Source organism: Pseudomonas sp. NPDC087185, assembly GCF_044744955.1.
Classification (GTDB): Bacteria; Pseudomonadota; Gammaproteobacteria; order Pseudomonadales; family Pseudomonadaceae; genus Aquipseudomonas.
On sequence record NZ_JBIUZK010000009.1, the window covers coordinates 134,019 to 155,875 of the forward strand.

General features: G+C 65.4%; 20 protein-coding genes. 10 read left to right on the forward strand and 10 right to left on the reverse strand.

The features are described 5' to 3' along the window. Positions 1-160: 160 nt before the first annotated feature. Genes hemL through ACIPIJ_RS25920 form a run of 3 tightly spaced genes read right to left on the reverse strand, consistent with a single transcriptional unit; the run spans position 161 to position 2,897 of the window. Complete coding sequence (gene hemL / locus ACIPIJ_RS25910) at positions 161-1,444, reverse strand: glutamate-1-semialdehyde 2,1-aminomutase (protein ID WP_401082304.1); 1,284 nt, start codon at positions 1,442-1,444, stop codon at positions 161-163. 17 nt (positions 1,445-1,461) lie between these two features. Continuing rightward, a complete protein-coding gene (gene thiE, locus ACIPIJ_RS25915) occupies positions 1,462-2,085 on the reverse strand; it encodes a thiamine phosphate synthase (protein ID WP_401082307.1) in 624 nt (207 codons plus the stop codon). Positions 2,086-2,099: 14 nt separating this feature from the next. Beyond that, positions 2,100-2,897 (reverse strand): hydroxymethylpyrimidine/phosphomethylpyrimidine kinase, encoded by a 798-nt coding sequence (locus tag ACIPIJ_RS25920; RefSeq protein ID WP_401082309.1) that lies wholly within the window; start codon positions 2,895-2,897, stop codon positions 2,100-2,102. A 265-nt stretch (positions 2,898-3,162) separates the two neighbouring features. Here ACIPIJ_RS25920 and ACIPIJ_RS25925 point away from each other — a divergent pair, with 265 nt between their 5' ends. From ACIPIJ_RS25925 to ACIPIJ_RS25940, 4 genes are all read left to right on the forward strand, one after another. Continuing rightward, positions 3,163-5,154, forward strand: a complete 1,992-nt coding sequence (locus ACIPIJ_RS25925; protein ID WP_401082312.1) for a 7TM diverse intracellular signaling domain-containing protein — start codon at positions 3,163-3,165, stop codon at positions 5,152-5,154. Between the two features lie 195 nt (positions 5,155-5,349). Further along, on the forward strand, positions 5,350-7,002 hold the full coding sequence (locus ACIPIJ_RS25930) for an acyl-CoA dehydrogenase family protein (protein WP_401082314.1): 1,653 nt from the start codon (positions 5,350-5,352) through the stop codon (positions 7,000-7,002). Positions 7,003-7,070: 68 nt separating this feature from the next. Further along, on the forward strand, positions 7,071-8,534 hold the full coding sequence (gene amn, locus ACIPIJ_RS25935; protein WP_401082317.1) for an AMP nucleosidase: 1,464 nt from the start codon (positions 7,071-7,073) through the stop codon (positions 8,532-8,534). Positions 8,535-8,540: 6 nt separating this feature from the next. Beyond that, positions 8,541-9,173 (forward strand): pseudouridine synthase, encoded by a 633-nt coding sequence (locus tag ACIPIJ_RS25940; RefSeq protein WP_401082320.1) that lies wholly within the window; start codon positions 8,541-8,543, stop codon positions 9,171-9,173. Here the strand turns inward: ACIPIJ_RS25940 and ACIPIJ_RS25945 are convergent. Together ACIPIJ_RS25945 and ACIPIJ_RS25950 are read right to left on the reverse strand one after the other, a co-directional pair. Then, complete coding sequence (locus tag ACIPIJ_RS25945; protein ID WP_008092861.1) at positions 9,170-9,373, reverse strand: DUF2788 domain-containing protein; 204 nt, start codon at positions 9,371-9,373, stop codon at positions 9,170-9,172. The genes ACIPIJ_RS25940 and ACIPIJ_RS25945 overlap by 4 nt on opposite strands. 54 nt (positions 9,374-9,427) lie before the next feature. Further along, positions 9,428-9,904 (reverse strand): Lrp/AsnC family transcriptional regulator, encoded by a 477-nt coding sequence (locus tag ACIPIJ_RS25950; RefSeq protein WP_003249795.1) that lies wholly within the window; start codon positions 9,902-9,904, stop codon positions 9,428-9,430. Between the two features lie 395 nt (positions 9,905-10,299). Here ACIPIJ_RS25950 and ACIPIJ_RS25955 point away from each other — a divergent pair, with 395 nt between their 5' ends. Beyond that, on the forward strand, positions 10,300-11,142 hold the full coding sequence (locus ACIPIJ_RS25955) for a DUF6515 family protein (RefSeq protein ID WP_401082323.1): 843 nt from the start codon (positions 10,300-10,302) through the stop codon (positions 11,140-11,142). A gap of 3 nt (positions 11,143-11,145) precedes the next feature. Here the strand turns inward: ACIPIJ_RS25955 and ACIPIJ_RS25960 are convergent, their stop codons facing one another. Then, entirely contained in the window at positions 11,146-12,015 is an 870-nt protein-coding gene (locus tag ACIPIJ_RS25960; protein WP_401082326.1) for a cation diffusion facilitator family transporter, read from the reverse strand. A gap of 25 nt (positions 12,016-12,040) precedes the next feature. Beyond that, entirely contained in the window at positions 12,041-12,460 is a 420-nt protein-coding gene (locus tag ACIPIJ_RS25965) for a polyribonucleotide nucleotidyltransferase (protein ID WP_401082329.1), read from the reverse strand. Positions 12,461-12,577: 117 nt separating this feature from the next. Between ACIPIJ_RS25965 and hrpB the strand changes: the two genes are divergently transcribed. Beyond that, entirely contained in the window at positions 12,578-15,106 is a 2,529-nt protein-coding gene (hrpB, locus tag ACIPIJ_RS25970; protein WP_401082332.1) for an ATP-dependent helicase HrpB, read from the forward strand. Between the two features lie 4 nt (positions 15,107-15,110). Here hrpB and ACIPIJ_RS25975 read toward each other — a convergent pair whose 3' ends face one another. Next, positions 15,111-15,782 carry a YciC family protein gene (locus ACIPIJ_RS25975; protein ID WP_401082334.1) on the reverse strand — a complete coding sequence of 224 codons (672 nt, stop codon included), beginning with the start codon at positions 15,780-15,782 and terminating at the stop codon, positions 15,111-15,113. Between the two features lie 154 nt (positions 15,783-15,936). On the opposite strand from ACIPIJ_RS25975, the gene ACIPIJ_RS25980 reads away from it, so the two are divergent. The 4 genes from ACIPIJ_RS25980 (at position 15,937) to ACIPIJ_RS25995 (ending at position 19,426) form a co-directional block, all read left to right on the forward strand. Next, on the forward strand, positions 15,937-16,689 hold the full coding sequence (locus tag ACIPIJ_RS25980; RefSeq protein ID WP_401082337.1) for a DUF2076 domain-containing protein: 753 nt from the start codon (positions 15,937-15,939) through the stop codon (positions 16,687-16,689). A 155-nt stretch (positions 16,690-16,844) separates the two neighbouring features. Further along, entirely contained in the window at positions 16,845-17,324 is a 480-nt protein-coding gene (locus ACIPIJ_RS25985) for an NYN domain-containing protein (protein WP_401082340.1), read from the forward strand. A gap of 10 nt (positions 17,325-17,334) precedes the next feature. Beyond that, entirely contained in the window at positions 17,335-17,940 is a 606-nt protein-coding gene (locus ACIPIJ_RS25990; protein WP_401082343.1) for a PolC-type DNA polymerase III, read from the forward strand. 166 nt (positions 17,941-18,106) lie between these two features. Beyond that, positions 18,107-19,426 (forward strand): DEAD/DEAH box helicase, encoded by a 1,320-nt coding sequence (locus ACIPIJ_RS25995; RefSeq protein WP_401082346.1) that lies wholly within the window; start codon positions 18,107-18,109, stop codon positions 19,424-19,426. A gap of 71 nt (positions 19,427-19,497) precedes the next feature. Here the strand turns inward: ACIPIJ_RS25995 and ACIPIJ_RS26000 are convergent, their stop codons facing one another. After that, positions 19,498-20,739: a TIGR03862 family flavoprotein gene (locus tag ACIPIJ_RS26000; RefSeq protein ID WP_401082349.1), complete on the reverse strand. Its 1,242-nt coding sequence runs from the start codon at positions 20,737-20,739 to the stop codon at positions 19,498-19,500. Positions 20,740-20,887: 148 nt separating this feature from the next. After that, a complete protein-coding gene (locus ACIPIJ_RS26005) occupies positions 20,888-21,802 on the reverse strand; it encodes a histone deacetylase (RefSeq protein WP_401082352.1) in 915 nt (304 codons plus the stop codon). Positions 21,803-21,857: the final 55 nt, after the last annotated feature.

The following is a 21,857-nucleotide window of genomic DNA, read 5'->3' on the forward strand; positions in this document are numbered from 1 at the left end:
GTCTCTGGTGGCACATTATGGGATAAGCAGCGCCAACCTTACAAAGTTTTACTCGAATTTCTGCGCGGGTGGTGAAACTTGCTGATGCAGGAAGGGCTTTTATGGCTTGTGCCGGCCTCATCGCGGATGAATCCACGATGAGGCCGGCACCGCTTATCGCTTACTTCAGCTTGGCAAACGCCCGCTCAGCCGCATCCAGGGTGATCTGCAACTCTTTATCACCGTGCGCGATGGAGGTGAAGCCTGCCTCGAACGCGCTTGGCGCCAGGTACACGCCGCCTTCGAGCATCAGGTGGAAGAAGCGCTTGAAGCGGTCCGCATCGCTGGCCATCACGTCATCGAAGGTGACGATGTCGTCGGCACCGCTGAAGTACAGGCCGAACATGGCACCTGCCTGGGTGGTGACGAACGGCACACCAGCGGCATCGGCCAGTTGCTGCAGGCCGTCGAGCATGCGGCTGGTGTAGGCGGTCAGTTCGTCATGGAAGCCCGGGCGGCTGATCAGCTTCAAGGTGGTCAGGCCAGCGGCCATGGCCAGCGGGTTGCCCGACAGCGTGCCCGCCTGGTACACCGGACCCAGTGGGGCGATGCAGCCCATGATCTCGCGCTTGCCGCCGAAGCAGCCCACCGGCATGCCGCCGCCGACGATCTTGCCGAAGGTCGACAGGTCCGGGGTGATGCCGTAGTGGCCCTGGGCGCCGCCGAGCGAGACACGGAAACCGGTCATCACTTCGTCGAAGATCAGCACCACGCCGTGCTTGTCACACTGCTCGCGCAGGCCTTCGAGGAAGCCAGGGGCGGGCGGTACGCAGTTCATGTTGCCGGCCACCGGCTCGACGATGATGCAAGCCACGGTCTGGCCGACTTCGGCCAAGGTCTTCTCGACGGCGGCGATGTCGTTGAACGGCAGGGTCAAGGTGTGTTTGGCGAAGTCCGCCGGTACGCCCGCCGAGCTCGGCACGCCCTGGGTCAGCAGGCCGGAGCCGGCCTTGACCAGCAGGCTGTCGGAGTGCCCGTGGTAGCAGCCTTCGAACTTGATGATGGCGTCGCGGCCGGTGTAGCCACGGGCCAGGCGGATTGCGCTCATGGTGGCTTCGGTGCCGGAGCTGACCATGCGCACCATCTCCATCGACGGCACCAGCGAGCAGACCAGGTCGGCCATCTCGGTTTCCATGGCGGTCGGTGCGCCGTAGGACAGGCCGTGCTGCAACTGGTTGCGTACCGCGTCGAGCACCTCGGGGTGGCCGTGGCCGAGAATCATCGGGCCCCACGAGCCCACGTAATCAACGTAGCGTTTGTCGTCTTCGTCGACGACATAAGCGCCTTCGGCATGCTTGAAGAACAACGGGGTGCCGCCGACGCTCTTGAAGGCGCGGACCGGCGAGTTGACGCCGCCGGGGATGTGCTTCTGGGCTTGGGCGAATAGGGATTCGGAACGGGACATGGGATCTTCTCTCGAAATCAGGAAGCGAACAGGGCGTTGAAGGCGCGGGCGCGGCGGGTGACTTCCTGCGCGCTGTCGGCACCGAACAAGCCATGGATCACCGCCAGCAGGTCGGCACCGTGGGCGACCAGCGGGGCGGCGTTGTCGAGGGTGATGCCGCCGATCACGGCGATCGGCAGCTTGACCTTGGCGCGGGCCTGCTGCAGCAACTCAACGTTGGCGGCGGGCGCACCGGGCTTGGTCACGGAATTGAAGAAGCGGCCAAAGGCGACATAACTGGCGCCCTCGCTGGCGGCCTGCGCGGCCAGTTCGAGGCTGGCGTGGCAAGTGGAGCCGATGATGGCCTGGCGGCCCAGCAAGGCGCGGGCCGGGGTCAACGGGCCGTCGGTCTGCCCCAGGTGCACACCGACGCCCAGGCGCGCCGCCAGTTCGGCATCGTCGTTGATCAGCAGCTGGGTGCCATAGCGCTCGCAGAGCTTCATCAGTGCTTCGGCTTCGCGCAGGCGACGGGCGGCATCGTCACTCTTGTCGCGGTACTGCAGCAGGCGCACGCCGCCTTCCAGTGCTGCCTCGACATGGGAAAGGAAACGGCCGGCAAGCAGCTGGCTGTCGGTGATTGCATACAGGCCACGTAGCGTCATCGGAAAGCCTCGTATCAGGAGCAGAAGTCCAGGGGCAGGCGGCGCGGGACGAACTGGCCCTTGCCCAACTGCTCGGCGTCACGCAGGGTGCGCCAGGTGTAGTCGAGTGCGCTGCGCACGGCGCTTTGCAGTGCTTCGCCCAGGGCCAGGCGGCCGGCGAGGGTGCTGGCCAAGGTGCAGCCCGAGCCGTGGTAGCTGCCCGGCAGGCGCTGGCAGGTCCAGGTGTGGCGCTGGCCGTCGCGGCTGTACAGGCGGTTGTGGATTTCGTCTTCGTCGCCGTGACCACCGGTAATCAGCAGGTGTCTACAGAACGGTAACAGTTTCTCGGCACACTCGTCGGCCGTGCCTTCGGGCAGTTCGGCCAGGATGCGCGCCTCGGGCAGGTTTGGCGTGGCGATGGCGGCCAGTGGCAGCAGGCGCTCGCGCACGGCATAGCCAACTTCGTCCTTGCCCAGGCGGCCACCGCCACCGGCGCGCAGCACCGGGTCGCAGACCACCGGCAGGTGCGGGTGAGCACGCAGCAGTTCGGCGACGGTGTCGACCATTTCGATCGAGCCGAGCATGCCCAGCTTGACCGCAGCCACCGTGGAGTCGGCCAGCACGGCGTTGGCCTGGGCCAGCACCCACTCGCGGTCGAGCACGCGGAAGTCGGAAACGTTGACGGTATCCTGCACGGTCAGGGCGGTCACCGCGGGTGCGGCATGACAGCCTTGGGCGATCAGGGCTTCAATGTCTGCCTGCAAGCCGGCGCCGCCACTTGGGTCGTGGCCGGAGAGACAGAGGACAACGGGGCGGGAGCTGTAGGTATTCATGGTCGGCGAGCTTACCACCAAACCTATTTGCGCGGATCGTCCTACAAACGGCTTTTGCTGATCGATAGGTCAGTTTTGTTTTTGTTGGGTGCCTGAAAGTGCTGATCTAGAGCCTTTTCTGTCAAAATTAAAGTGGCCCCTGGCCAGCGTGGAAAGCTATGCTAGAGTGCTCGGATAACTCGATAAACGGGCTTCGCCGGATTTCGTCGTCTCATAGGGATAGGGGGCCATCGCGACGTGACCGTGCAGGCCATGCTGGGGCTGTATGCGCTATTTGCTGATTTTGCTTCTGGGCTGCTTGCCCGCGCTGGCCGCTGCGGTCGATTTCGACGCCAGCACCCGGCACCTTGCGCTGGGCAAGGTCATGCAGGTCTATGAAGACCGCACTGGCAGCGCCAGCATTGCCCAGGTCACAGCGCCCGCGTTCGCCAGCCGTTTTCGCGCACACCGCGAAGAGGTGCTGAACGCCGGCTACTCGACGTCGGTGTTCTGGCTCAAGATCGATTTGCGCTACCAGGCCTCGGCAAATGCCTTGCCCCGTCAATGGTTGCTGGAGCTGGCCTACCCGCCGCTGGATCACCTCGAACTGTACCTGCCCGGCACCGATGGCGCTTATCGCCTGGCCCAGCGTACCGGCGACGCCTTGCCTTATGACAGCCGCCAGATCCGCCAGAACAACTACCTGTTCGAGCTGCCCCTGCAACCTGGCCAGGCCACCACCGTCTATTTACGCCTGCACAGCCAGGGCTCGGTGCAGGCGCCGCTGGCGCTATGGTCTGCCGAGGCCTACATGGAAGAGCAGCCGACCCGCCTGTATGTCCTGGGGATGATCTACGGCGTGTTGCTGGTGATGCTGGTGTACAACCTGTTCATCTACCTCAGTGTGCGCGATGTCAGTTACCTCTACTACATCCTCTACATCGCCTCGTTCGGCCTGTACCAGGTGTCTGTCAATGGCGCCGGGGTCGCGTACTTCTGGCCGGACAGCCCGTGGTGGGCGAATGCGGCCACTCCACTGTTCATCGGTGCGGCGGGGCTGTTCGGCTGCCAGTTCGCCCGCCATTTCCTGCGCCTGGGCAAGATCAGCCGCGGCTTCGACCGCCTGCTGCAGCTGTTGATGCTGGGTGGCGCACTGGTGATGCTGCTGGCGGTGAGCATGCCCTACGGGATTGCCCTGCGCATGGCCACGGTGCTGGCGCTGTTGTTCACCGTGAGCATTTTCACTGCGGGGCTGTACGCCTGGTCGCGAGGGCTGCGCGTGGCGCGCTGGTTCATCATCGCCTGGACGGCTTTTTTGCTCGGCGGGCTGGTCAATACCCTGATGGTGCTGGGTTACCTGCCAAACGTGTTCATTACCATGTACGCCAGCCAGCTTGGCTCGGCGCTTGAGGTGGCGCTGTTGTCACTGGCCCTGGCCGACCGCATCAACAGCATGCGCGAACAGCAGGCACAGACCTTGCGTGACACCGGGCGGGCGCTGGAGCAAGTGAACCAGCAACTGGCCAGGAGCAACCACCTCAAGGACGAGTTCCTCGCCACCGTCACCCACGAACTGCGCACGCCGATGAATGGCGTGATCGGTTCGCTGGAGTTGATGCACACGTTGCCCATGAGCGCCGAGATGGCTCAATACCACCGTACTGCGGTCGGTTCTGCGCAGAACATGATGGACATGGTCGACGATATCCTCACCCTGACCGAGCTGCAGGCCGGCCGGTTGCGCGTGCAGGCGGCGCCGTTCAGCCTGCGTCGCCTGCTCCAGGACCTGCGTGCCGGCTACGCCGGAACGGCCCTGGGCAAGGGGCTTTACCTGAGCCTGGACATCCCCGCCGAACTGCCGGACGAACTGCTGGGCGATGCCCACAAGCTGGCGCGTTGCCTGGGTTGCCTGGTGGACAACGGCCTCAAGTTCACCCACCAGGGCGGGGTGATGGTGCAGGTCCGCGGCCGCCGACTGGGGCCGGACAGCCTGGCACTGACCTTCACCGTGAGTGACAGCGGCATAGGCTTCGATGACCTGGACCAGGCGATCCTCTACCAGCGCTTCTTCCAGGTCGATGGCTCGATGACCCGGCGCTACGGCGGGCTGGGCATCGGCCTGTCGATCTGCCGGCAGATGGGCGAAGTGCTGGGTGGCCAGCTGGTGCATGAGTCGACGCGAGGGTTGGGCAGCCGTTTCGAACTGACCTTGAATGTGGCGATTGCACAGGTGCAGGTGCCGCCCGGCATCGCGGTCTCGGGGGCAACGCGTTTCTAGGCGCTGTACGAAAGGTGTCCGCACCCGCCACGTTTCGCCTTGCCTGGCCTTCGCGCCAATACATTTCATGCAGACCCTGGCGGGTTGAAGGGATTGCAGTCGCTGCTACACGTTTAGTCATTTTTGTCACGTTGACTCCCCCACAGGGAGTGCTTCACTGGGGCTTTCAGGCATACCCGGCCTCAGGAGCTCGCGATGAACCTGCACCAGTACGCTGAAACCCACGAAGTCACCAACCAGCCGCCGTCCCTCGACGGCGCCAACCTGTACCGCCTCGACCTGCCGTTGCAGGAGTGGTCGCGGCGTTTCGGGGCCGGTTGGGCCGAAGCGCGGATCGACGCCTACGGTGCCTTGGCCGGCGGGCCGTTGATGGCCGCAGGTTTCCTGGCCAACGCGCACAAGCCGGAATTCAGCAGCCATGACCGCTACGGCCATCGCATCGACCTGGTGGAATTCCACCCCGCCTACCACGAGCTGATGCGCACGGCCGTCGAGCACGGCCTGCCGTCGTTGCCCTGGGCCGAGCCACGCCCTGGCGCGCACGTGGCCCGGGCGTCGATGACCTACCTGCACAGCCAGGCTGAAGCTGGCACCGGCTGCCCGCTGACCATGACCTTTGCCGCCGTCCCCGCGCTCAGGCTGCAGCCCGAGCTGGCCGAATACTGGTTGCCGAAGATCCTCGCCCGCGAATACGACCCACGCAATGTCGGCGACCGGCACAAGGCCGGGGTGACCATCGGCATGGCCATGACCGAAAAGCAGGGCGGCACCGATGTGCGCGCCAACACCACCCGCGCCTACCCGGTCGGCAGCCCCGGGCCGGGCCAGGCCTACGAACTGGTCGGGCACAAGTGGTTCTGCTCGGCGCCCATGTGCGATGCCTTCCTCACCCTGGCCCAGACCGACAAGGGCCTGAGCTGCTTCCTGCTGCCACGTCACCGCCCGGATGACCAGCGCAACCAGTTCTACATCCAGCGCTTGAAGAACAAACTGGGCAACAGCTCCAACGCATCGAGCGAAGTGGAGTTCCGTGGCGCTTTGGCCTGGATGGTCGGCGAAGAAGGGCGGGGCGTACCGACCATCATCGAGATGGTGGCGATGACCCGCTTCGATTGCATGGTCGGCTCCAGCGCCCTGATGCGCCAGGCGTTGACACAGGCCACGCACCATTGCGCCCACCGCAAGGTCGGTGGGCGGATGCTGAGCGAGCAGCCGCTGATGCAGAACGTGCTGGCCGACCTGGCCCTGGAGAGCGAGGCGGCGCTGGCCTTGAGCCTGCGCATGGGGCAAGCACTGGAGCAGCTCGATGACCCGCAGCAGGCACACTTCGCCCGGCTGGTCACCGCGGTGGGCAAGTACTGGATCTGCAAGCGCGCGCCGGCCATGATCAACGAGGCGGCAGAATGCCTGGGCGGCGCCGGGTATGTGGAAGACAGCATCCTGCCGCGGCTGTACCGCGAGGCGCCGGTCAACTCTACCTGGGAAGGCTCTGGCAACGTGCAGTGCCTGGACGTGCTGCGGGCGTTGTCCAAGGAGCCGGGCGTGCTCGATGCGCTGTTCGCCGAACTGGGCGATGGCCATGGCGACCCTCGCCTGGCCGCGTACATCGGCAATCTCAAGGGGGCTTTCGCCGACACCAGCGATATCCAGTACCGCGCGCGGCAGCTGACCGAGGACATCGCCCTGGCCCTGCAGGCCAAGCTGTTGCTGGAGGCCGGTAACGCAGCTGTCAGCGATGCGTTCATCGGCAGCCGGCTGGCAGGGGGTGGCCGCGCGTACGGGGCGTTGCCACGCGGCGCCGATGTCGAGGCGCTGGTCGCGCGGGCCACGCCGGTCTGGCCAGCATGACAGGGGATGTTTTTACCGGCGAAGGCAGGCAAGATGGCTGACATGCATGTCCAGACAGGAAGCACAGTGTGAGCCACGCCTTTGTAGTCGTTGATACTCCCGAACAGGCCGTCGACCGTCTGGCGGCCCTGCATGAACAGGCCACCGGGGCCCTCAGCCAGGCCCTCAAGCGTTACCTGAAGGACCGCACCGAGCCGGATGCCGACGAGCGCGCCGTGTACCGCTACCCGGCGCTGCGCCTGACCTACTACAGCCACGGCGAAGTCGCCGCCACCACCCGCGCCTATGCCAAGGTCCAGGTGGCCGGCACCTACAGTGTCACGGTCACCCAGCCAGCGGCATTTCGTGGCTACCTGCTCGAGCAGTTGCGCCCGTTGATGCACGACTACACGGTGACCGTTGAAGTCGGCGTGAGCGAACAGAACATCCCGTATCCGTACGTGGTCGACCAGGGCGATGAGCTGGCCGGCAGTGGTATTACCGCCGCCGAGCTGGCGCGCGTGTTCCCCAGCACTGACCTGTCCGCCGCCACCGACAACATCGCCGATGGCCTGTGCGACTGGGGCAGCGCCGAAACCCTGCCGCTGGCACTGTTCGACGCCGCCCGCGTGGACTTCTCGCTGCGCCGCCTGGTGCACTACACCGGTAGCGACTGGCGCCATATGCAGCCGTGGATCCTGCTGACCAACTATCACCGTTATGTTGACCAGTTCATCAGCCACGGCCTCGAACAGCTGCGTGAAGACCCGCGCTTCGTGCGCATGGTGCTGCCGGGCAACGTGGCGATCGAGAAAGGCATGGACCACGGTGAAGCGCAGGCCCTGGTGGCCAGCGTGGTGTGGCACCGCTACCAGATGCCCGCCTACCACCTGATCGCCGCCGATGGCGATGGCGTGACCCTGGTCAACATCGGTGTCGGCCCGTCCAATGCCAAGAACATCACCGACCACCTGGCCGTGCTGCGCCCGCACTGCTGGCTGATGATCGGCCACTGTGGCGGCCTGCGTCAGTCGCAGACCATCGGCGACTATGTGCTGGCCCACGCCTACATGCGCCGTGATGGCATCCTCGACCGTGTGGTGCCACCGAATATTCCCATCCCAGCCCTGGCCGAGGTGCAACTGGCGTTGCAGGAAGCGGCGGCGCAGGTCACCGGTGAGCGTGGCGAGGAGCTGAAAAAGCGCCTGCGCACCGGCACCGTGCTGACGTACGACGACCGTAACTGGGAGTTGCGCTGGGCCCAGGAGCGGCCACTGATCAACCTGTCGCGCGCCGTGGCGGTGGACATGGAAAGCGGCACCATCGCCGCTCAGGGCTATCGCCTGCGAGTGCCTTACGGCACCCTGCTGTGTGTGTCCGACAAGCCGCTGCATAGCGAGATCAAGCTGCCGGGCTCGGCCAACGCCTTCTACAACCGTGCGGTCAGCCAGCACCTGAAGATCGGCATCGCCGCCCTCGACCTGCTGCGCACCGAGCTCAATTCGCTGCACTCGCGTAAACTGCGCAGCTTCGATGAGCCGCCGTTCCGCTGAGGATCCATGCCACTGCCACCCCGTTCCAAGCCGCGCCGCCCCCAGGCGCGGCCTGCCGCCGGCCCACGTCGCCAGCCCAAGGCGCCGCCAGCCGAGCCGCGCCTGATCCTGTTCAACAAACCGTTCGATGTGCTGACCCAGTTCAGCGACAGTGAAGGGCGCGCAACACTCAAGGACTACCTCGATATCCCCGGTGTTTACCCGGCCGGGCGGTTGGACCGTGACAGTGAAGGCTTGCTGCTGCTGACCAATGACGGCGGCTTGCAGGCGCGTATTGCCGACCCTAAGCACAAGCTGGCGAAAACCTATTGGGTGCAGGTGGAGGGCGAGCCGAGTGATGAGCAGTTGCAGCGGCTGCGCGACGGCGTCGAACTTAACGACGGCCCGACGCTGCCAGCTGAAGCCCGGCGCCTGGACGAGCCGCAACTATGGCCACGCAACCCCCCGGTACGGTTTCGCAAGAGCGTGCCGACCAGCTGGCTGGAGCTGGTGATTCGCGAAGGTCGTAACCGCCAGGTGCGGCGCATGACGGCGGCGGTGGGGCTGCCCACCTTGCGTCTGGTGCGGGTGAAGATCGGCGATTGGGCGCTGGATGGGCTGGAGCAGGGGTGCTGGCGCGAGGTCGCCGCCAAGCTTTAAACCCCTTCGAGAAACCCCACCACCACGCTCTTGATGATGAAGGCCAGTACCCCGAGTCCCAGCACGAAGAACAGGATCATCGTGCCGAACCGCCCGGCCTTGGACTTTTTCGCCAGGTCCCAGACGATGAAGCCCATGAAACCGATCAACACGGTGACCAGGATGATCATCATCCATTCTTCGAATACGGCGGGATCCATCTGTGTTCTCCAGGCAGGCTGAGCCGCCGAGTATACGCCGGGTAGCCTGTGCGTTTAACGAAGGTGGGTCAAAGGAAGCTCGGTGCTCGCCAGCACTTGGTTGAGCACGAAGCTTGAGCGCACGCTGGTGACGCCTTCGATCCGGGTCAGGCTGCCGAGTAGAAGTTTCTGATAGTGGTCCATGTCCGGGACCACCACCTTGAGCTGATAGTCGGCATCCATGCCGGTCACCAGGCTGCATTCGAGCACCTGCGGCAGGTTGCGGATGGCCGCCTCGAACGTCTCGAAGCGTTCCGGGGTGTGCCGGTCCATCCCGATCAGCACATAAGCGGTCAGGCTGAGGCCCAGCTTTTTGCGATCGAGCAGGGCGACCTGGCGCGAGATATACCCGTCGTCTTCCAGCTGCTTGACCCGACGCGAGCACGGCGATGGCGACAGGCCGATGCGTTCGGCCAGCTCCTGGTTGGAGATGCGCGCGTCGCGCTGCAATTCGGCGAGGATGCTCAGGTCGTAGCGGTCAAGCTTGCTCATGGAAAAGGCCTTTTCTGTTCAGATTGCGGTGAATTATCAATCCAGGGTTAAAAATTGCGCAAGTGCTATTTATCTGAGCAATCTTCGCAATCCTCTGCCGGCACCGCCCCGGTATCTTTATCCACAGAATCACTGCCCGGACATCAGTCCACGGCGACGCGCCCTAGGCGGGCGGTCGCGGCCAACGCATCCAACAGGATGCCCCAGGCCCCCGGGCTACACACCTTCCAGAAGACGGTGTGAGGTGAGCCGGCGCCACAAGTGCCGAGCACGGACGACAATTCCCAAAGGGAGGCCAACGGCCTCCCTTTTTTCATGTCCGCGATTTCATCTGGCTAGCCGCTGTGGGCGCGGTAGACTGGCGGCAAGCCGTTTTCTTTACCGTGAGGAACAACATGAAGTCGCGCATCTGGCAGTTGGCAGGTGTTGGTTTGCTGGGTTTGAGCATCAGCCTGGGGGCACTGGCCCAAGGCCCGGACGAGGGGCATGGCGGGGGTAATGGCCGGCAGGACCCCAACGGCGGTGGCGAAGGCCGCTCGCCGCTCAACTCGCGCGACGAAGTGCGCCAGACCCAGCCTGCACGGCAGGGTTATTACCAGGACATTCCGCGGCGCAATGGCGACGACCGTCATTGGCAGGCGGGCGGCCCTGGGCAACGGCCCGGCGGCGACTGGCAGGGGCGCCCGGATGGCCACGGCAATGGCTGGGGGCCAGGGCCGCAATACCGCCCTGGGCACAGTGTTGATCACTTCCCGGACCGCTCCTGGAAGGTGCCATACCGGGGCGAGGACTATTTCTACTCGGGTGGCTACTGGTATCGCCCACACGGTGGCCGCTACATCGTGGTAACCCCGCCCTACGGCGTGCGGGTCGGCTACTTGCCATCCTATGCCCGTGAAGTCTGGCTAGGGGGCGCATTGTTCTTCCTGGTGGCCGACACGTACTACCAGTACCTGGCTGACAGCCAGCAATACGTGGTGGTCAGCCCACCGGCGGTCGCACCGACACCCGTGGCGCCAGCGCCCGCAGGCAACGCGTACGACGTGGTGGCCTACCCCATGTACGGGCAGGGGCAGGAGCAGCAGGACCAAGACCGTTACCAGTGCCACCGCTGGGCCGTGAGCCAGTCAGGGTTCGACCCGGCGACCGCGCCCTACGCACCACCGGGCAACGTTGCCGACACCTACCGGCGAGCGCTGGGGGCCTGTTTCAGTGGCCGGGGCTATAGCATCAACTGAGCCTCACACCGGGTCGGCATGCACCATCACATCCGCCTGTGGATAACGCTGGCGGATCACCTGGGAGGCCTGCACGCACAAGGCGTGCGCCTCATGCAGCGGCAATTGCCCGGGCAGCTCCAGGTGCAATTGAATGAACCACTGGTTGCCCGACACCCGCGTGCGCAGGTCGTGCACGCCCTTCACTCCGGGGATGCCGAGCACCAGCTCGGCCATGCCCTCGCCGATATCCCCGGGCAGCTCCTTGTCCATCAGGATGGCCGTGCTTTCGCGGGCGATCTGCAGCGCGCTCCAGAGGATGTACGCGGCGATACCCAGGCCGAACAGCGCATCCAGCTGTGGCCAGCCGAAACGTGCCAGCAGCAAGGCCAGCAGGATGCTGCCATTGAGCAGCAGGTCGGAGCGATAGTGCAGCGAATCGGCGCGTACGGCGGTTGACCCGGTCTGGCGAATGACCTTGCGCTGCAACGCCAGCAAGGCAAGTGTCAACACCAGGGAGAGCAGCATCACGCCGATGCCGATGGCGGTATCACCCAAGGGCTGTGGCGATAGCAGGCGCCCGGCGGCCTGGACCCCGATCAGCACTGCGCTGACCCCGATGAACATTGCCTGCGCCATACCCGCCAGGGCCTCGGCCTTGCCATGGCCGAAGCGGTGGTCGTCGTCCGCCGGGCGCAGCGCGTAGTGCACCGCGAGCAGGTTGAGGAACGAGGCAACGGCATCCAGTGCCGAGTCGGTCAGCCCGGCCAGCAGGCTGACCGAACCACTCAGCCACCAGGCCACGGCCTTGCTCAGCACCAGGATGCAGGCCACCGCCAGTGACGCGCGGGTGGCCAGGCGTAACAGGCGCTGGTGTTCAGCCGAGGTGGTCATGCCGTGGGTGACTTCCTTGTGGGTTTCAGGCCGACGGCACCGTCCCGAATGCCGCCAGCTGCTCGACGCTGCCGCGGTGCTGGATCAGCCGCGGGTCATCCAGCGGCAGGCGCTGGCCCAGTTCGCTTTCCAGGATAGCCTGCAGCTTGAGGTTGTCGACCTTGCCATCCGGGCTCACGGCTTCGCGCAGTTTCTCTGGCGCCACTTGCGCCGTGGTGCCGCCGGGGTAGTAGATGGCACCGGTGGCGAAGTCGACGCCAAAGGCGATCAGGCCTGGGATCACGTAGAACAGAATGCCGATGGCATCGAGGGCGACGATGACCGGGTCGACCTTGCCTTCGATCTGCCCGCGGCGGTCAGGGTAGAACAGCGTGCCACAGGCCGTCAGCTGGGTCAGCAGGGTAGCGATGAGGGCGCCACCGATGACGCGGGAGGGGATGCGCATGTAAATCTCCGAAGAAGGTGTGCGGCGGGCTGGGCGATGCGCCAGCACCTGATGCTAAGACCATGATAGAGCAGGCTGGGTTCGCCGTTATACTCGCGTCACTGTTCGAGGACCACCATGATTTCTTTACCAATCGATGCCGTTTTGCCGGCCCTGCGCCAGGCCCTGGAAAACCGCCACGAAGCCGTGCTTGAAGCACCGCCCGGCGCCGGCAAGACCACCCGCGTGCCGCTGGCGCTGCTGAATGAAACCTGGCTGGCAGGGCAGACCATTCTCATGCTCGAACCGCGCCGGCTGGCGGCGCGGGCGGCGGCCGAACGGCTGGCCAGCGAGCTGGGGGAAAAGGTCGGCGAAACCGTGGGCTACCGCATTCGCCTGGAAAGCCGGGTTGGGCCGAAGACCCGCATCGAAGTGGTCACCGAAGGCATCCTCACCCGGCGCTTGCAGGCCGACCCCGCACTCGAGGGCGTGGGCCTGCTGATTTTCGACGAATATCACGAGCGCAGCCTCGATGCCGACCTTGCCCTGGCGCTGAGCCTCAATGGCCGCGAGCTGCTGCGCGATGACCCGCCGCTGAAAATTCTGCTGATGTCGGCCACCCTCGAAGGCGAGCGCCTGTCACGCCTGCTCGACGATGCGCCAGTGGTCAGCAGCGAAGGCCGCATGCACCCGGTGGATATCCGTTGGGGCCGGCCGTTCCAGCCCGGCGAGTTCATCGAGCCACGGGCGGTGGACAGCGTGCTGCAGGCGTTGGCCGATCAAACCGGCAGCGTGCTGGTGTTCCTGCCGGGCCAGGCCGAGATCCGCCGGGTTCACCAGAGCCTGCAGGAAGCGCTGGGTGAACGCCCCGACATCCTGCTCTGCCCCTTGCATGGCGAGCTCGACCTCAATGCCCAGCGCGCCGCCATCGACCCGGCGCCCCAGGGCCGGCGCAAGGTGGTGCTGGCGACCAACATTGCCGAAACCAGCCTGACCATCGATGGCGTGCGCGTGGTGATCGATGCGGGCCTGGCCCGGGTGCCGCGCTTCGACCCCGGCAGCGGCATGACGCGCCTGGACACCCAGCGTATCTCACGCGCCAGCGCCACCCAGCGCGCAGGCCGTGCGGGCCGTCTGGAGCCGGGTGTTTGCTACCGCCTGTGGTCCGAGGCCCAGCACGACCAGCTGGCCGCCCATGGCAGCGCCGAGATTCTGCAAGCCGACCTGGCCGGCCTGGCCCTGCAACTGGGCCGCTGGGGTGTCACGCCGGAGCAATTGCGCTGGCTGGATCAACCACCTGCCGCAGCCTTCTCCCAGGCCCAGGACCTGCTGGCACGGCTGGGTGCGTTCAAGGGCGGCAGCCGCGACAACCTCAGCGAGCACGGCCAGGCCATGGCCGAACTGCCGGCGCATCCACGCATCGCCCATTTGCTGTTGCGTGGCCAGGACCTGGGCCTGGCGGCGATGGCCTGCGATGTCGCTGCCTTGCTGGGCGAGCGCGATATCCAGCGCGGAGGCGGGGCCGACCTGCACAGCCGGCTGACGCTGGTCAGCGGCGAAAGTAAAACCAGCCGGGGCGGCCAGGGCGGTGTGCAGCGTGCTCGGCAGTTGGCCCGCCAATACCGTGGCCTGCTGCGCGGCAAGCCCGGCGCGGCGGTTGCCGACCCCGATCACCCACGCTGGCTTGGCGCGTTGCTGGCGTTGGCGTACCCCGACCGGGTTGCCCAGCAGCGCCGCGAAGGCGGCGCCGAGTATCGCCTGGCCAATGGCCGCGCCGCCTTGTTCGCCGAGGTGGATGCGTTGATGAAATGCCCTTGGCTGGTCATCGCCGATCTGGGTAGCCGCCAGGGCCAGCGGGAAGAGCGTATCTACCTGGCTGCCGAGTTCGACCCGGCACTGCTCGACGATGTGCTGGCCGAGCAGGTCGAGCGCCTCGACATCCTTGACTGGGACGAGCGCGAGCAGGTGTTGCGTGCCGAACGCCAGACCAAGGTCGGCGAGCTGGTACTCAGCCGCGAACCGCTGCCTGGCCTGGATGAGGAAGCCCGGGCCAACGCACTGCTGGGCCTGGTGCGGCGCAAAGGCTTGAACCTGCTGACCTGGACGCCAGAACTGCGCCAGTGGCAGGCGAGGGTGGCGCTGTTACGTCAACTTGACCTGGATAAAGAGGGCCACAGCGAATGGCCTGACTTGGGCGACGAAGCGCTGCTGGCCAGCCTCGAAGACTGGCTGCAGCCTTACCTGGGCAAGGTCTCACGCCTGAGCCATTTCGCCGCCCTGGACCTGTCCTCGATACTGCGCAACCTGCTGCCCTGGCCGCTGCCCCAGCGCCTGGACGAATGGGCCCCCGTGCACCTGGCCGTGCCGTCCGGCTCGAACATTCGCCTGGATTACAGCGAAACCCCGCCGATCCTAGCCGTGCGCTTGCAGGAGCTGTTTGGGTTGGCGGATACGCCGCGCATCGCCCAAGGCCGCCAGCAGGTCAAGTTGCATCTGTTGTCCCCGGCTCGCCGGCCAGTGCAGGTGACCCAGGACCTGGCCAATTTCTGGCGCACCACCTATGCCGAGGTCAAGAAGGACCTCAAGGGGCGGTATCCGAAGCACTACTGGCCGGACGACCCGCTGGTGGCCGAAGCCACGGCGCGGGCCAAGCCGCGAGGCACCTGACGTTTCAGTCAGACTGTGTGGCGTTGCCGGCTTCGCCTTCCAGCAGCATGAACAGGCGGTAGAGCACCACGGTGCTGAACAGCTGCAGGAAACCGCTCAGGCTGTTCATCGCCAGCTCCATGCCAGGCGATGGCTCCGGGAAGGCCATCAGCAGCAGGCCGTCGATCAGCCAGATCGGTGCCAGCACGCCGACCACGCAAATCATGATGCGCATGAAGTGCCCGGTGGTCATGCGCGCGCTCTCGCGCATCGACTGCACCACCGGCAGGCCGCGCAGCACCAGCAGGTACTCGGCGAACACCAGGTTGATCATGATCCACACACCAGGGACCACCAGCAGCGCCAGGCCGGCCATGATCAACAGCGAGCTGATCAGGATCAGCAAGGCCAGTTGCGGCCAAAGCTGCACCGCGCGGGCGAACAGGTCGCGCCTGGAGATGTCCTGGCCATTGCTGCGAGTATCGAGGTAGAGGATCAGCGCCGCGCTGTACAGCGGGTAGAGCAGCAGGCTGATCAGCATGCCGTAAGCGGGTGAAGCCTGGTCGCCCATCTGCCGGTACAGCAGTTGGGTCAGCAAGGCTTCGAGCACCACCAGCGGCAGGCACAGCGGGATGATGCTCGCCAGGTGGCGGCGGAAGAAGTACAGGGAGTCGCGCAGAACGCTCAGCGGATTCATCAGTCAACATCGCATGGCAGTAAAAGCAGGGGCCTAACTTTAGCCCAGCGCAGTCATTTGCTGAAAAAACTTTCACCGCCCAAGTGATTGAATCCGCGGCCCGCGCGCCCCATCTTTGACACGTCCGATGTCCCGCTTGCCCATGAGGAAGCCCATGAACACTGAAGAACAAACCGTCATCGATGGCCTGTTTGGCCGCATCAAACAAGCTGAAGACCCAAGCCAGCCGCGCGATGCGCAGGCGCAGGCGCGAATCGAGGAGCACCTGCGTCAGCAGCCGGCGGCGCCTTACTACATGGCCCAGGCAATTCTTGTGCAGGAGGCCGCGCTCAAACGCCTGGACGAGCAGAACAAGCAGCTGGAGGCCGAGCTCAAGCAGGCCCGTGCCCAGGCCGAGGCCAGCCGCGCCAGCAGCAACAGCGGTGGCGGCTTCCTGTCCAGCATCTTCGGCGCCGGTGCGCGCAACCCGGAGCCCGCCCAGCAGCCGCAGCGCGCCAGCGCGCCGGTCGCCTCCAGTGGTGGCTGGCGCGAGCCAAGCGCGCCGGGCTTCTCCCCGTCGCAGGCGCAGATGCAACAGCAACAATCCGGCTTCGGCGCGGCGCCCGCCCGCAGCGGGGCAGGCAGCTTCCTTGGCGGCGCGATGCAGACCGCTGCGGGTGTGGCCGGTGGCGTGTTGCTGGCGCAAGGCATCAGCAGCTTGTTCAACCACGACAAGCCCGAGGAAGTGGCCGAGGTGATCAAGGAAGAGCCTGCGCCAGCCAGTGATACCGGCGGCTGGAGTGACCAAGGCGGGCAGGAGCACGTGGCCGACAACGGTGGCTGGGGCAACGACCAAGGTGGTTTTGCCGACACCGACTACGGCAGCGATGACGGTGGCTTCTTCTCGGACGACGATACGTACGTCTGACCGGTCTGGCATACTGGCGGCATTGCTGGGGGCGCTAAGCGCCCCAATTCGCGGGCAAGCCCGCTCCCACAGGTATCAGTGCGATCTTGGAGATCGCATTTACCCTGTGGGAGCGGGCTTGCCCGCGAATACTTTCAGACGAGGGAGGTTTCAAGGTGAAAAAGATCGCGCTGTTCGCCGATGTGCAGAACCTCTACTACACCGTGCGCCAGGCCCACGGTTGCCACTTCAACTACACCGCCCTGTGGAAGGACGTCAGCCGCGAGGGCGAGATCGTCGAGGCGGTGGCCTATGCCATCGACCGCGGTGACAGCAAGCAGCAGCAGTTCCAGCAGATCCTGCGCAACCTGGGTTTCGACGTACGCCTCAAGCCGTACATCCAGCGCAGCGATGGCTCGGCCAAGGGCGACTGGGATGTCGGCATCACCCTCGATGTGATCGACGCGGCCAGCCGGGTCGACCAGGTGGTGCTGGCCTCCGGCGACGGTGACTTCGACCTGCTGCTGGAGCGGGTGATCCAGCGCCACGGCACCGAGGCGGTGGTGTATGGGGTGCCGGGGCTTACCGCACTGTCGTTGATTCGTGCCGCCACCCGCTATGTGCCCATCGAAGGTGCGCTGTTACTCAAGCATTGAAGGTATTGTCATGGAACGAATCGCTGTCATCGACTTTGAAACCACGGGCATTACCCCCAGTGCCGGCTGCCGCGCCACTGAAGTGGCGGTGGTGATGCTGGAGAATGGCCGCATCGTCGAGCGTTACCAGAGCCTGATGAACGCCGGCGTGCCGGTGCCAGCCTTCGTCGCCGGGCTGACCGGCATCACCACCGCCATGCTGCGCAGTGCACCGCCAGTGGACAAGGTAATGAGCGAGGTGGCCGAGTTCGTCGGTGAGACCCCGCTGCTGGCGCATAACGCCGCCTTCGACCAGAAGTTCTGGGACTACGAACTCAGCCGCATCGGCCGTAGCCGCCGGCAATCCTTCGCCTGTTCGCTGCTGCTGTCTCGACGCCTGCTGCCAGCGGCGCCGAACCACAAGCTGGGTACCCTGACCCGGTGGGCCGGGCTGCCGGACACCGGCGCGGCGCACCGGGCCATGGCCGATGCCGAAATGGCCGCCAACCTGCTGCAACACCTGGCGGGCGTACTGCGCCAGGCTCATGGCGTCCAGCAGCTGTCCCACGATCTGCTCTGCCGCTTGCAGAAGGTACCCGCAGCGAAGGTCCGCGATACCTTGGCCAAGTTCTGCTGATGAGCACAGGCAAAGTGTGCCGTTCAATTCGAGCGGTTTTGTAACTTATCTTCACTTGTACAGGCTTCTGAATAAGCCCGCGCAACCGCTTAAAGGCGAAATCTGCAAGTAGGCCGGGGTGTTGCGGTAAACTTGCCGCCTTCGCTGAACCCCTGACGGTATTGCCATGAATTTCGCCAAACTCGGCCTGATCGAACCCTTGCTGCGCACCTTGCAGCAGCTGGACTACACCACCCCGACCCCGGTCCAGGCCCAGGCCATTCCCGCCGTGCTGGCCGGCCGCGACTTGATGGCTGCGGCCCAGACCGGCACCGGCAAGACCGCCGGTTTCGCCTTGCCGGTGCTGCAACGCCTGGCGCTGGAGGGTGAGAAAGTTGCCAGCAACTCGATCCGCGCGCTGGTGCTGGTACCCACCCGCGAACTGGCCGAGCAGGTGCACAACAACGTACGCGAATACGCCGAGAACCTGCCGCTGAGCACCTATGCGGTGTATGGCGGGGTCAGCATCAACCCGCAGATGATGCGCCTGCGCCGTGGCGTCGACCTGCTGGTGGCCACCCCGGGCCGTCTGCTCGACCTGTTCCGTCAGAACGCAGTGAAGTTCAACCAGGTGCAGACCCTGGTACTCGACGAAGCCGACCGCATGCTCGACCTGGGCTTTGCCGAAGAGCTGCAGTCGGTGTACGCGGCGTTGCCACGCAAGCGCCAGACGCTGTTGTTCTCGGCCACGTTCTCCGAGCAGATCCGCGTGCTGGCGGGGCTGGCGCTGAACGACCCGCTGAGTATCGAAGTCAGCCCGCGCAACGCTGCCGCCACCACGGTCAAGCAGTGGCTGGTGCCGGTGGACAAGAAGCGCAAGGCCGACCTGTTCTGCCACCTGCTGCGCAAGCAGCGCTGGACGCAGGTGCTGGTGTTTGCCAAGACCCGTAACGGCGTGGACCAGTTGGTTGAGCGCCTGCTGGGTGAGGGGGTGAACGCCGATGGCATCCACGGCGACCGCCCGCAAGCCACGCGCCAGCGCGCGCTGGACAGCTTCAAGGCCCGTGAGGTTCAGGTGCTGGTGGCCACCGACGTTGCCGCCCGTGGCCTGGACATCGATGACCTGCCGCTGGTGGTCAACCTCGACCTGCCGATCGTCGCCGAGGATTACGTGCACCGCATCGGCCGTACCGGCCGTGCCGGCAACAAGGGCGAAGCGATCTCGCTGGTCTGCGCCGACGAAGTGCAGCAGTTGGCAACCATCGAAACACTCATCCGCCAGACCTTGCCGCGCCATGAAGAGCCGGACTTCATCCCCGATCACCGAGTGCCGATGACCGATGCCAGTGGCCAGGTGATCAAGAAGCCGAAGAAGCCCAAGAAGCCGAAAGAGAACAGCGCCAAGCGCGGTTTGGGTCGCTGGATGGACAGCGGCGACGAAGCGCCGGTCAAGTCGGTGCGCAAAGTGCCGAGCTTCAACACCGGGCCGAAAAAGCGCAAACCTTGAGCGTGTGGGGCCGCTCTGCGGCCCTTCGCTGGCTTGCCGACGAAGGGCTGCGAAGCAGCCCCGGCATTCTGTCAGGTAGCCCGCACCAGCCAATCTGCCGCCGCTTGCCCGGCCCGCAACCCGCTGGCAAAGCACGCTGTCAACAGGTACCCCCCGGTCGGCGCCTCCCAGTCGAGCATCTCGCCGGCACAGAACACCCCAGGCAGCCCCTTCACCATCAACCCCGCATCCAGCCCTTCGAACCGCACGCCCCCGGCACTGCTGATCGCCTCGTCCAGCGGCCGCGTGCGCACCAGCGTGATCGGCAACGCCTTGATCGCCCGCGCCAGGGCTGCCGTGTCGGCAAACGTCGCCTGATCGGTCAGTTCACGCAGCAAGCCCGCCTTGACCCCATCGATGCCCAGCTGGCTGTGCAGATGTTTGGCCATCGAGCGTGAACCGCGGGGTTTTGTCAGCGCCTGGGCAATCTTGTCCACAGGCTTGCCCGGTAGCAGGTCGAGCAGCAAGGTGGCCTGGCCCTCGCGATTGATAGCCTCGCGCAGGGGGGCCGACCAGGCATACACCAGGCTGCCTTCGACACCTTGCGCGGTAAGGATGAACTCACCCTTGCGCGGCGCGTTGCCAGGAACGCTCAGGGCAATGTTCTTCAGCGGCGCGCCGGCGAACTTTTCCTTGAGCAACGCGCTCCAGCCCGCCACCTCGAACCCACAGTTGCTCGCTTGCAGCGGCGAGATATCCACAGCCCGCTCGGCCAGCAGCGGCTGCCAGGCGCCGTCGGAACCCAGCCTTGCCCAGCTGCCACCGCCCAGGGCCAGCACGACAACATCGGCCTTGACCTGCAATTCACCCTGTGGATAAGCGATCCGCAAGGCACCCTCGGCATTCCACCCCAGCCAGCGATGCCGGGTGTGGATAACTACGCCGTTGTCGCGCAGGCGCTTGAGCCAGGCGCGCAGCAGCGGCGCGGCTTTCATGTCCGTGGGGAACACCCGGCCTGAGGTGCCGACGAAAGTTTCGATACCCAGGCCGTGGATCCACTGGCGCAGGGCATCGGCGTCGAAGCCCTGCAGCAGCCGGTCGATCTCGCCTTGGCGCTCGGCATAGCGCGCCACGAACTGTGGATAAGCTTCCGAATGGGTGATGTTCATGCCGCCGACGCCCGCCAGCAGGAACTTGCGGCCCACCGACGGCATGGCGTCGAACACCTGAACGGCCAGGCCTCGCTGGGCCAGGGCTTCGGCAGCCATCAAACCGGCGGGGCCGCCGCCGATGACGACGGCGAGGGGAGGGGATGCGGGGCGAAGATCGGACATGGTGGGCGACAGGCTGTGGAAAAGTTGCCCATTCTAGCCCAGCAAGGCCCATGGAAGCACTGAACAAAAAATGATCAGTCTTCTGCAGGGCACGCTGGGCATGGGCTGCAGCCGCTTTCACTCAGGTTATCCACAAGCGGTTCCACAGTCATTGTGAACAACTCATGACCTTTGCCGCGCTGTGATGGAGGATGCCGTGGCGCCTGGCCAACGCTTCGCGGTCCTTGCTATAGCCACCGCCGATCACGCCGACCACTGGGATATCCCGGCCCAGGCAGTGGCGCATGACCTGCTCGTCGCGCGCTGCCAGGCCGGCATCGGTCAGTTGCAGGTAACCGAGCGCATCGTCCTTGTGTACGTCCACACCTGCGTCGTACAGCACCAGGTCAGGTTGATACAGCGGCAACAGGTAGTTCAGCGCGTCAGTCACCACCTTCAGGTAGGCGGCGTCGCCCATGCCGCGCGGCAGGGGGATGTCCCAGTCGCTGTGGGCCTTGCGCGCCGGGAAGTTCTGCTCGCAGTGCAGCGACACGGTGATCGCGTCCGGGGTGTCCTGCAGGATGCGCGCGGTGCCGTCGCCCTGGTGCACGTCGCAGTCGAAGATCAACACCTTGTGCACGCGCCCCGCCTCCAGCAGGTAGCGGCTGATCACCGCCAGGTCGTTGAAGATGCAGAACCCGGCCGGGTGGTCGTAATGGGCATGGTGGGTGCCGCCCGCCAGGTGGCAGGCAAGGCCGTGCTGCAACGCCATCTCGGCGGTCAGCAGCGAACCGCCCACGGCGCGCACGGTGCGCCGGGCCAACGCTTCGCTCCAGGGCAGGCCCAGGCGGCGCTGGTCTTCGCGCGACAGTTCGCCGTTCATGTAGCGTTCGATGTAGCCGCGGTCATGGGCCAGGGCCAGAATATCGTTGGGGCAGATTTCCGGGCGCAGCAGGGCCTGGTCGGTGGTGAGCCCGCTGTCGACCAGGTGGTCGCGCAGCAGGCGGAACTTGTCCATCGGGAAGCGGTGCTCGGGCGGGAACTCCGGGCTGTAGTCATCGTGGTAGATCAGCGGCAACGGCATGGTGGGTTCGCAATCAGGGCCAGCGCTGATCTTGCCAGTAATTGCCGGCAGCGTG